Below are 10,672 nucleotides of genomic sequence, written 5' to 3' on the forward strand. Positions count from 1 at the left end.
CCGCAGCGCGCGGCGCCGCCGGCCCTCAAGCCCCGGCCGGGTCCATCGCGCGGCGAACGAGCGCCCCCATTCAGCAGCAGCGCGCCGACGAAACATCGCGTCTCGCCGATGACGTTCCCCCGACCTGCGGAAGTGCGCGTCACGGACGATCTCGGCAGAGACAATTGCCTAGACATACTTTTTTGTATTATCTATATTTTCTAAATTGAAATTCTATATCAGAATATGATGCTATTCTGAGTACCGCATCACGAAGCTATTCAACCGATCGTCGACGATATTCGTCGGCTCCGACGATCGCGGATAAGTGATGCCTGCCATCGTCGCGGGATTCGGGCAAAACAGATAGCTCGTTTCGCATAGACAAAGGTCGATCGTTGCAACGGTAGAAAAGTCGGAAGCTACAACCAACTTACGATTGTTTCATGAGATGTGGCACGATTCAGTAACGTTCGGCATCCCCTCGCGCGGATACGCCGAGGGTCGCGGATCGAAACGTCGGGGATCTTGGATCAGCTCGATCCGTGTCCTCGAAGCGCCTCGCGACGGGGGCCGCCGCAGGTCTTTCGACGGGCGTTGCATGCAGCCGAAGAGATCGCGGCTCGGAGATCCCGATCCTCACGTCCTTCGCGGAATGATCGTCGGTGCGGTCGGGAGATAGGCCAGGGCAAGAACAGGGCACGATGAAGGGCAAGGCGAATTCGAGGTCGGGGATCTGGCGACCCAGGGGACGCATAGCCGAGTCGATCGGCTCCGCGACGAACGTCCGGGATTTCAACGATCGGGACATGGTCCCGGTGCAGTTCGAGATCGGGCGGTCGTCGGAGATCAAGATCGAGCTCGTCGGCAGCCAGAGCGATCTGCTCAGTTTCTGGGACGTGAGGTCCGTCGGTCCCTACAGCAGAAGGCCGAAATCCGCTTACGACATCGTGACCATCAACTTCACGTTGGGCGGGCATACGAATTACGTCTTCCAGGACGGTCGTGCCATGGGGGCGCCGACGACCGCGATCCTCGCCGATCATCAGGATCTGAGCGATGCGCAATCGTCGGACGGGTTCCACCTGTTCGGCTGCTCGATCTCGAAACGGGCGTTGACGACCATCAACGCGGCTCTGACCGGCGGCGAAGCGACCGGTTTCCCGCCCTTCGCCCGGGGCGCCGACATGGGGGCGCCCGGCATCAGAGCCTTGTACTGCGCGATGCGGCAGATCTATCGCCGATGTCTCGAGGTCGAGCCTTCGGGCGATCACACCCTGGCGCTGATGCAGGAGATCCTGGGGTATCAACTGCTTTCGGCCTGGCCGAGGCGGGCGGAGGCGATCGCCGACGTCCGGCGGCAGGCCCGGCCGTCGCGCCTGAGCCTCGCGAAGGACTACATTCAGACGTATCTCGCCACGCCCCTGGCGTTGAGCGACATCGCCGCGGCCGCCGGGCTGAGCGTCCGGGGGTTGCAGGACAACTTCCGCCGGTCGGTCGACCAGACGCCGTTCCAATACATCATCCAGCAGCGCCTGATGCGCGTCCACGAAGATCTCGTCGCGACTTCGAACATGAATCTCTCCGTCGGAGACATCGCAAGACGGTGGGGCTTCGTCCACATGAGCGATTTCGGACAGCGCTATCGCCGCATGTACGGGTGTGCACCGACCCAGACCCGTCGCGAGGCATCCGGTCGCCCCTGACCACCGACATCCCATCGCGGGCGAGGCGGTGATGCCGCGGTGGAACCCAGGATCACCCAATGTTCAACCAGAGGTATGGAAAGTCGAGGAAAGTATCAATTTTGCGATGCGTAGTATCATAAACGTGATCTCCTCGGCGGATCGTCATGTCGACGTCAATTCTGACAGGAGTATAAGCCGGTCTTAACTATTTATAGTCTAGGTTGTGCCTGGAATTCATCGCCTGCCTGTACGAATTCTCGCCCCGAAGGACGAGCACGCTGGGAAGCCGATGATTGGACGGGGGGACGGCATGTTGACATTTCGAAATCATCGCGCCTCGATCGCGGCGGATCTGCTGGACAAATCGCAGGCCGTGATCGAGTTCGACCCCGGCGGCAAGATCCTCACCGCCAACGCCAACTTCCTCGCGGTGATGGGATACGGCCTCGACGAGATCCAGGGGCGGCATCACAGCCTGTTCGTCCCGCCGTCATACGCGACCAGCGAGGCGTATCGGCAGTTCTGGGCGGATCTGGCGCAGGGCAAGTCGCAACAGGCCGCCTTCAGGCGCATCGCCAAGGGAGGCCGCGAGGTCTGGGTCCAGGCCTCCTACAACCCCGTGCTCGACCGCGCCGGCAAGACCGTCAGGATCGTGAAGTTCGCGACCGACGTCACCGCCCACAAGCAGGAAGCGCTGGAGCTCGAGGGTCAGATCGCCGCCCTGCACCGGTCGCAGGCCGTGATCGCCTTCGAGCCCGACGGCACGATCCTCACCGCCAACGCGAACTTCCTCGATGCCGTCGGCTACCGGCTCGACGAGGTGAAGGGCCAGCACCACAGCATGTTCGTCACCGAGGCGGATCGCGCCACGGCCGCCTACCAGGAGTTCTGGAAGGCGCTCGCCCGCGGGGAATACCAGTCCGCCGAGTACCTTCGGATCGGCAAGGGCGGACGCGAGGTCTGGATCCAGGCGACCTACAACCCCGTCACCGATGCGGAGGGGCGCACGGTCAAGGTCGTCAAGTTCGCGACCGACATCACCGAGCAGGTGCGCGAGCGGCAGCGCCGCGTCGAAGCGCAGCGGGCGATCGGCACGGATCTCGATGCGATCGGCGCGGCGACCGAGGACGTCATGCGCCAGACCTCGGAGGCCGCCACCACGGTGGCGCGCGTTTCCGGCGACATCCAGAGCGTGGCCTCGGGCGCGGAGGAGCTCTCGGCCTCGGTCGGCGAGATCAGCCAGCAGGTCAGCCACGCCGCCCAGATCGCCGGCCAGGCCGTCCACCAGACCGAGCGCACGGGCAACATCGTCGCCGGCCTGAGCAGCCAGGCCGCCCAGATCGGCGACGTCGTCGCGCTAATCCAGGGCATCGCCGCCCAGACCAACCTGCTCGCGCTGAACGCCACGATCGAGGCGGCGCGCGCCGGGGCGGCGGGCAAGGGCTTCGCCGTGGTCGCGGCCGAAGTGAAGGCGCTGGCCGAGCAGACCGGCAAGGCCACGGATCAGATCCGGGGCCAGATCGTCGCGACGCAGAACGCCACCCGCGATGCCGTCGACGCGATCGCCTCGATCCAGACCACGATCCAGACGCTCAACGACGTGTCGAACGCGATCGCGGCGGCGGTCGAGGAGCAGTCCGCGGTGACGCAGGAGATCTCGGGCAGCATGCAGACCGCCTCGCGCGGCGTGTCGGTGATCGCGTCGGGCATGGACATGATCGCCCAGGCCAGCGAGCGGGTGGATCACGCGACGCGGCAGGTCCGCGAAGCGTCGCGGGCACTGGGATGATCTCGAGCATGGATCTGCCGTTCCCGGCGCCAGACCTCGAGATGATGAGGGAGGTCTATCTGTAATCTGTCCAAGATGAGCGCGACAACGAAAATCCAACATGGACCGCCGTCATGGCCGAGCTTCTTCTGATCAGCGACGACCCGGCCCGCACGGCACGGCTGGCCCGGGACCTGCGAGACTTCGAGGGCTCGACCATCTACGACCTCTACGACGACAAGCCGTATCCGGGGCCGCCGCGACTGATCGTCAGCGACGTGAAGGCGCTGACCTCCGAGGCGCTTCAGCGCCTGCGCCAGGTGCTCGAGCGGGTTCGCGGCCAGCACGTGCCCTACGTCTGCCTGCTGCACGACGACGGCGGCCGCACGCGCGCGTACGCCGACCTCCTGGGCGCCTCCAGCCTGCTGAGCGCCGCCGCCGGCGCGGGTGCCCTGGTCGATACCCTGACGGGCCTGCTGGAGCGGGCGGCGCCGATACCGGCGGCGATGCAACGCTACGGCGAGATGGCCGAGCAGTTCCTGCGCAAGACCTTCGTGCCCGGCCGCTCGGTCACGCCGGCCGAGATCGAGGCCGGAACGAAGCTCGTGGCGAGCGCGGTGGAGGAGGTCGACATCCGCTCCTGGGTGCGCGCCGTCCGGCGCTTCGACGACGCCACCCACCGGCACTGCATGCTCGTGGCCGGGCTGTCGGCGGCCTTCGGCGGCATCCTCGGCCTGAAAGCGGCCGACCGCCATCACCTCGTCAAGGCGGCCCTGCTGCACGACGTCGGCAAGATGGAGATCGACCCCGCCATCCTGAACAAGCCGGGCAGGCTCGACGACGGGGAGATGGCCGTGATGCGCACCCACGCCGCGCTGGGATACGCCATGCTGGTGGGGCGCGGGTTCGACGACACCCTGCTCGCGGTCGTGCGCTCGCATCACGAGATGCTCGACGGCTCGGGCTATCCCGACGGGCTCGCCGGCCGCGCGATCCCAGATCTCGTCCGCCTCGTCACGATCTGCGACATCTTCGGCGCGCTGATCGAGCGCCGCCCCTATCGCGCGCCGATGCCGAACGCGAAGGCCTACGACATCCTGGTCGGGATGGGCGGACGGCTCGACACCGACCTCGTCCGCGCCTTCAGGCCGGTCGCGAACGCGTTCTGACGCCGACGCCGCGCGCGCGCTCGGCGCGCCGCCGCTCAATGTGCGGCGGGCGCGTCGTGGACGAGGTCGGCGAGCGGGACGCCGACCTTCGCCAGGGACAGGGGCGGCGTCCGGCCGCTCGGGAACGTCGTCTCCCACCCGCCGCCGAGCGCCCGCGACAGGGAGACGAAGTCGGTCGAGATCGTGGCGGTGGCCTGAGCCAGGTTGACCTCCGCCTGGAGCACGGTCTGCGACGCCTGCAGGACCGTGGTGAAGGTGTCGACGCCCTGCTCGTAGCGCGACCGCGACAGCGACAGCGCCTGGCGCGCATCGCCGACCTGCCTGGACAGGCGCGCCCGCCGGCCCTCGTCGGCGCGCAACGCGGCGAGCGCGTTGACGATGTCGTGCCAGCCCTGGAGCACGGCCTTCTGGTAGGCGATCGCCGCCTCCTGCTGCCGGGCGCGCTGGAGCACGAGGTTCGCCTTGAGCCGGCCGCCGTCGAAGAGCGGAATCGAGATCGACGGGCCGACGTTCATGTACTGCAGCGACGACACCCGGAAGATCTTGCCGGGATCGACCGCGTTGCCGGTCGGGCTGGCGCTCAAGGTCACGGTCGGGAAGAACTGCGCCTCGGCGACCCCGATCTCGGCCACGGCGGCGTGCAGGTTGGCTTCCGCGGCTCGGATGTCGGGACGGCGCAGGACGAGGGTCGACGGGATGCCGACCGGCACCCGCGGCGGCACCGGCGGGATCGCCCGGGCGGTGACCAGCTCCTGCGACAGGGCGAGCGGCGCCTCGCCGAGCAGGAGCGAGATCGCGTTGATCTGCTGGATCTCCTGCTGCTGCAGCCCGGGCAGCTGCGCCTTGATCGCCTCGACCTGCTGCGCCGCGCTGGCGATGTCGAGGCCGGTGACGAGGCCCTTCTGCTGGCGCACCCGCACCACGTCGAGGATCTGCTCGTTGACGCGGATGTTGGCGAGGTTGATCCGCATCTGCTCCTGGATGCCGCGCAGCTGCACGTAGTTGCGGGCGAGGTCGGACTGGCTCGAGACCAGGATGTCGCGGCGCTGATCCGCGGACGCGTCGGCCTGGGCCTCCGCGGCCTCGACCGAGCGGCGGACCCGGCCCCAGAGATCGAGCTCCCACGATGCGTCGAGCCCGAGGGTGTAGCTCTCGAACCCGTTGGTCAGCGGTGCGGTCGGGTTAGCGCCCCCCGCCCCGCCGCCGGTCAGGCCGCCGAGGGAGCCGGACAGGAGGCCGATCGTCCCGTTCTGGCTGTACTGCATGCGGTAGGCGTTGCCGGTGCCGCCGATCGTCGGCAGCGTCGCGGCGTTCGCGGTGGTGAGCTGGGCCCGGCTCTCGAACAGGCGCGCGGTCGCGGTCTTCACGTCGAGGTTCTGCGCGGCCACGCGCTCCTCGAGCCGGGTCAGGATCGGATCGCGGAAGGCCTGCCACCAGGCGATGTCCGGCTCGGCCTGGCTGGTGCGCGCCGTCAGGCGCCGTGCCGCCCGGGCCGGGACGCCGGTGTCGAGGTAGTCGCTCGCGTCGGCGAGCGGCGTCGGCGGAACGGAGAAGTCGGGGCCGACCGTGCAGCCGGCCAGGCCGAGCATCGCGCCGAGCGCGAGGAGGGAGACCCGGCCCGACAGCGCAGCCGAGGCCTTCGCGCGGGACCGGCCTTCGAACATTCGGCGGGATGTCATGTCAGTGTCCTCCGCCCTCGGCCTTGGCGGTCCGGGCCGATATCAGGAAGCAGAGCGGCACGACGAGGAACGCCAGCAGCGCCACGTATTGGTACACGTTGCTGTAGGCCAGGATCTGAGCCTGCTTCGTGTAGGTCTGGTAGGTCTGCGCGACGGCCTGCTGGTGCACCACCGAGGCGGCACGCCCGAGCGAGCGCAGCGTCTGCTCGGTCTCCTGGATCAGCGTGGCGTAGCCCTGTCGCAGCGGCGTCATGAACGTCGAGAGGTGGGCTTGGTCGGCCTGCGTCCGCTCCGTGACCGCGGCGGTCGAGAGCGAGATCCCGACCGAGCCGAACACGTTGCGGAACATCGAGAACAGCGCCGACGCGTCGCTGCGGTACTTCTGCGGCAGCGTCAGGTAGGCGACGGTGGAGATCGGCACGAACAGGAAGGCGAGCGCCGCCGTCTGGAGCGTGCGCATCCAGACCAGGGTCCGGAAGTCGATGTCGGGCGCGATCAGGCTCGAATAGAACATCGCCGCGCCCATGAAGGCGAACCCGAACATGATCAGGTAGCGGGTCTGCACGACCTTCATCATCAGGCCGACGAGCGGGATCAGCACGATCACCGCCACGCCGCCCGGCGACAGGATGAAGCCGGAATCGAGCGCGGTGTAGCCCAGCACCTGCTGCGCGAATTGCGGGATCAGGACCGAGCCCGCGTAGAGCAGGGCGCCGACCGCGCCGATGAGCAGGCAGCCGACGGCGAAGTTCCGGTCCCGGAACACCATCAGGTCGACCACCGGCGCCTTGGCCGTCAGCAGCCAGCAGATGGCGCCGAAGATCCCGAGGAAGGCGACGACGGCCATGATCCGGATGAAGGACGAGCTGAACCAGGCGTTGACCTCGCCGCGGTCGATCATGATCTGCATGCAGCCGATGCCGACGACGATCAGGGCCAGGCCGACGTAGTCGAGCCCGCGCGCGCGCTTCTCGGCCGCGGCCGGCGGGTCCTGGACCAGGTAGGCGTTGACGAACAGCGTGAGGATGCCGACCGGCACGTTGATGAAGAAGATCCAGCGCCAGGTCGCGTGCTCGACGAGGTAGCCGCCGAGTGTCGGCCCGAGGACGGGCGCGACCACCGTCGCCACCGCCGTGACCCCGAAGGCCGCCCCGCGCTTGGCCGGCGGGAAGGTGTCGAGGATGATCGCCTGCTGGCTCGGCTGCAGGCCGCCGCCGAAGAAGCCCTGCATCAGCCGGAACAGGATGATCTGCCCGAGGCTCTGCGACAGCCCGCACAGGAACGAGGCCACCGTGAACATGCCGATGCAGATCAGGAAGTAGCGCTTCCTGCCGATCGTGTCGGAGAGCCAGCCGGCGATCGTGAGGACGATGCCGTTGGCGACGAGGTAGGCGGTGAGCGTGTAGGTCGCCTCGTCGTTCGAGGCGGCGAGCGAGCCCGCGATGTAGGGCAGGGCCACGTTGACGATGGTGGTGTCGAGCACTTCCATGAACGCCGCCAGCGTCACCGCGATGGCGATGAGCCAGGGGTTGTGGGCGGGTTTCCAGCCGTCCGAGGCCCCGCTCACTTCAGCATCACCGTCGGCACCACGCTGATGCCGAGCGGCAGCGGCTCCTCCTTCCTCAGGCCGGAATCGATCACGATCTTCACCGGCACGCGCTGGACGATCTTGATGAAGTTGCCGGTGGCGTTCTCGGCCGGGAAGGCGGAGAATTTCGAGCCCGACCCGCGCTGGATCGACTCGACGTGCCCCTGCAGGTCGAGGTCGGGATAGGCGTCGATCGCGATCCGCACCCGCTGCCCGGTCCGCATGCCGTCGAGCTCGGTCTCCTTGTAGTTGGCCGTCACCCAGACGTCGGTGGTGACCAGCGACATGACCTGCTGGCCGGCGGTGAGGTAGTCGCCGGCGTTGACGTTGCGCTTCGTCACCCAGCCGTCCTGCGGCGCCCGCACCACGCTCCATTCGATGTTCAGGTTGGCCTGCTCGACCTGCGCCCTGGCCTGCTCGGCCTGGCCCTTGATCTGGTCGACCTGCTGCTCGGACTGGCCGATGTTCTGCTGGACCGGCATCGCCTGGACGAGGCGGGCCTGGGCCTGCTCGACCTGCGCCTTGGCCTGCTGGTAGTTGGACGCGTTGGTCTCGACCTCCTGCTGCGTCGTGGCCAGCTTGGGCAGGCTCCTCTGCCGGTCGTAGTTGGCCTGCTGCAGGGCGAGGTTGGCCTTGGCCGAGTCGAGGTTCGCCTGCGCGAGCTGGAGGGCCGCGGGGAAGTTCTTCTTGGCGATCTCGACGCCGAGCCGCTGGCTGGCGATCTGGGCGTTGCTCGCGGCGAACTGGCCCTGGGCCTGCTCGCGGCTGTAGACGAACTGGCGCTGGTCGATGCGGAACAGCGTGTCGCCCTTGTGCACGAACTGGTTGTCCGTCACCTCGAGCGCGATCACCTGCCCGGCCACCTGCGGCGCGATCGTGACGATGTTGCCGTCGGTGTAGGCGTCGTCGGTGCTGATCGTCCCGCGGGTCGCGAGCCAGTAGGTCACGCCGCCCCCGGCGAGCAGCAGCAGGACCACCACGGCGATCCCGATGACCCAAGGCCGCCGCTTCCTGCGCGCGCGCTCGTCGGTTCCCTGGTCGTCCCCGTCCGATTTCTTGCCGCCGCGGTCGTCCCGGTCCTTCGCGTCGCCGCCCTTCCGATCATCGTCGTCCTGCCGATGGTCGTCTCGCCCATCGTGGTCTTGCCGATCGTCGTCGCCGTGCCGATCGTCGTCGCCTTGCCGCTCGCGGGCCTGCCAGCCCTCGGAGCGGTGGTCGCGCGCGTCGCGGCTGCGACGGGGATCTCCGTGATCCCGCTCGTCCGCGTACGGCTCCTCGTCCCTGCCGTCGCGGGGCCGATCCCGGACGACGCGCAACGCATCGCGGGCGGGGCGACGGCGGTCGTCGGCATCGCGGGCTGGCCCGCCCTGCCGGGGCGGCGAGCCGACGTCGAGCAGGTCGCGTCGACTCCGCGACGGCCTGGACAGGCCGGACGAGGTGCTTGCATCGACGTCACGCATGGAATGAATGCAAACCTTTCGTCCCACCGCACGTTCAGCGAGACGGCGTGGGCGATCGTCCGTACGGTGCCGCGAGTTATCCGAACCGAACGTTTCGTTTCTACCCTCAATCTGGATGGTGATGTCAAGCGAAACGAACGGTTCGGCTGATGGCTCTCGGATTCGTGTGCCGCGCGGATCGCGCCGTCGCGAGGAGATCGCCGCTGTGGCGGAGCGCGTGTTCCTTCAGCACGGGTTCTCGGACACCACGATGAAGATGGTGGCGAACGAGGCCGGGGCCTCGACCGAGACGCTCTATCGCCATTTCGGCTCGAAGGACGACCTGTTCATCGAGGTCGTGAGCAACCGGACGCGCGATCTCAGGCAGCGGATCGAGACCGATCTCGGGAGCAAGGGCCCGCTCCCGGCGGTGCTCCGGGCCTTCGGCACGAACCTCTACGGCGCGATGATCATGCCCGAGATGACGGCGCTCGCCCGCATCATCGTCGCCGAGGTCCAGCGCAACCCGGCCCTCGGCGAGGCGTTCTACGCGATGGCGCCGGGCCGCACGCAGCGGCACCTGACCGACTACCTCGAGGCGGCCCGGCTCGACGGCGCGTTCATCGGCGACGACCCGTTGCTCGCCGCGACCATGTTCATCGGGTTGATCATCGGGAAGGTGGTTCCGGTGTGCCTGTTCATCCCCCACAAGGACGACGGCAGCCGCGCCGACATGGAACGGCACGTGGACGAGGCCGTCCGCATCTTCCTCGCCGTGTATCAGGCGGCGCGCCCCGCAGCGTGACGTGGGCCGGCTTCGTAGGCCCCGCGCTCAGCGCAGGAACCGACGGCGCGCCGGGGCGGCGACGAGGATCGCCGCCGGGCCGAGGGCGGCCGCGAGCATCACCACGAAGCCCAGCGTGATCATCGCAAGACCGTCGCCGGACGAGCGCGGGTGCCGGAGAAGCGCGCCGGCGTCACGGGCGCGGCCGGACGTGGAGGAAGCTGCGCTCCCCCGTCGCCGCCTCGGTCACGTGCTGGATCGCGTCGAGGAGGTCCGCCATCCGCTTCGGCGCCGAGGCGGGCATCAGGCGGCCGGCATCCACGCGGCGGGTGTCGGTCCGGCCGGCGGCGATCTGCGCCTGGCTCAGGGCATCGAAGTCGCGGCTGGGGCGTCGCTTCATGGCGGTGTCTCTCCTCGGGACACCGTGGCCGGCGCGTGGTTGATGAAGCGTTAACGCGGCGCCGAGGTCCGGCCCCGCAGCCTCACGCCGGTCTCGCCGTGTCCTCGGGGGCGACGGCGAGCCGGAGGAAGCTGACGACGCTCGCGACGGCGGCGAAGGCGCCGCCGAGCCCCAGGGC

At 68.3% G+C, this 10,672-nt stretch carries 9 protein-coding genes; 5 read left to right on the forward strand and 4 right to left on the reverse strand.

The features are described 5' to 3' along the window. Positions 1–683: 683 nt before the first annotated feature. From FV223_RS11065 to FV223_RS11075, 3 genes are all read left to right on the forward strand, one after another. Positions 684–1,685, forward strand: a complete 1,002-nt coding sequence (locus FV223_RS11065) for a helix-turn-helix domain-containing protein (protein ID WP_147727093.1) — start codon at positions 684–686, stop codon at positions 1,683–1,685. 292 nt (positions 1,686–1,977) lie between these two features. Further along, positions 1,978–3,456 carry a PAS domain-containing methyl-accepting chemotaxis protein gene (locus tag FV223_RS11070; RefSeq protein ID WP_147727094.1) on the forward strand — a complete coding sequence of 493 codons (1,479 nt, stop codon included), beginning with the start codon at positions 1,978–1,980 and terminating at the stop codon, positions 3,454–3,456. A gap of 113 nt (positions 3,457–3,569) precedes the next feature. Next, complete coding sequence (locus tag FV223_RS11075; protein WP_147727095.1) at positions 3,570–4,604, forward strand: HD domain-containing phosphohydrolase; 1,035 nt, start codon at positions 3,570–3,572, stop codon at positions 4,602–4,604. Positions 4,605–4,639: 35 nt separating this feature from the next. Here FV223_RS11075 and FV223_RS11080 read toward each other — a convergent pair whose 3' ends face one another. The 3 genes from FV223_RS11080 to FV223_RS11090 are packed head-to-tail and all read right to left on the reverse strand — an operon-like array spanning position 4,640 to position 8,848. Then, entirely contained in the window at positions 4,640–6,283 is a 1,644-nt protein-coding gene (locus FV223_RS11080; protein WP_246689665.1) for an efflux transporter outer membrane subunit, read from the reverse strand. Position 6,284: 1 nt separating this feature from the next. Further along, positions 6,285–7,850 carry a DHA2 family efflux MFS transporter permease subunit gene (locus FV223_RS11085; RefSeq protein ID WP_147727096.1) on the reverse strand — a complete coding sequence of 522 codons (1,566 nt, stop codon included), beginning with the start codon at positions 7,848–7,850 and terminating at the stop codon, positions 6,285–6,287. After that, entirely contained in the window at positions 7,847–8,848 is a 1,002-nt protein-coding gene (locus FV223_RS11090) for an HlyD family secretion protein (protein ID WP_147727100.1), read from the reverse strand. The genes FV223_RS11085 and FV223_RS11090 overlap by 4 nt, the downstream gene beginning before the upstream one ends. A 141-nt stretch (positions 8,849–8,989) precedes the next feature. Between FV223_RS11090 and FV223_RS30295 the strand changes: the two genes are divergently transcribed. Further along, positions 8,990–9,481 (forward strand): hypothetical protein, encoded by a 492-nt coding sequence (locus FV223_RS30295; RefSeq protein WP_187276116.1) that lies wholly within the window; start codon positions 8,990–8,992, stop codon positions 9,479–9,481. A gap of 55 nt (positions 9,482–9,536) precedes the next feature. After that, positions 9,537–10,115: a TetR/AcrR family transcriptional regulator gene (locus tag FV223_RS11095; protein WP_187274772.1), complete on the forward strand. Its 579-nt coding sequence runs from the start codon at positions 9,537–9,539 to the stop codon at positions 10,113–10,115. 172 nt (positions 10,116–10,287) lie between these two features. Here the strand turns inward: FV223_RS11095 and FV223_RS11100 are convergent, their stop codons facing one another. Continuing rightward, on the reverse strand, positions 10,288–10,494 hold the full coding sequence (locus FV223_RS11100; RefSeq protein WP_147727098.1) for a hypothetical protein: 207 nt from the start codon (positions 10,492–10,494) through the stop codon (positions 10,288–10,290). Between the last annotated feature and the right edge of the window lie 178 nt (positions 10,495–10,672).

This window comes from Methylobacterium sp. WL116 (assembly GCF_008039455.1).
In the GTDB taxonomy this organism is placed as follows: domain Bacteria; phylum Pseudomonadota; class Alphaproteobacteria; order Rhizobiales; family Beijerinckiaceae; genus Methylobacterium.

What these genes read in the sequence shown, in the direction of transcription:
- FV223_RS11100 (WP_147727098.1), bottom strand. Translation starts at nt 10,494, where the DNA reads ATGAAGCGACGCCCCAGCCGCGACTTCGATGCCCTGAGCCAGGCGCAG.
- FV223_RS11065 (WP_147727093.1), top strand. Translation starts at nt 684, where the DNA reads ATGAAGGGCAAGGCGAATTCGAGGTCGGGGATCTGGCGACCCAGGGGA.
- FV223_RS11075 (WP_147727095.1), top strand. Translation starts at nt 3,570, where the DNA reads ATGGCCGAGCTTCTTCTGATCAGCGACGACCCGGCCCGCACGGCACGG.
- FV223_RS30295 (WP_187276116.1), top strand. Translation starts at nt 8,990, where the DNA reads ATGGTCGTCTCGCCCATCGTGGTCTTGCCGATCGTCGTCGCCGTGCCG.
- FV223_RS11070 (WP_147727094.1), top strand. Translation starts at nt 1,978, where the DNA reads ATGTTGACATTTCGAAATCATCGCGCCTCGATCGCGGCGGATCTGCTG.
- FV223_RS11080 (WP_246689665.1), bottom strand. Translation starts at nt 6,283, where the DNA reads ATGACATCCCGCCGAATGTTCGAAGGCCGGTCCCGCGCGAAGGCCTCG.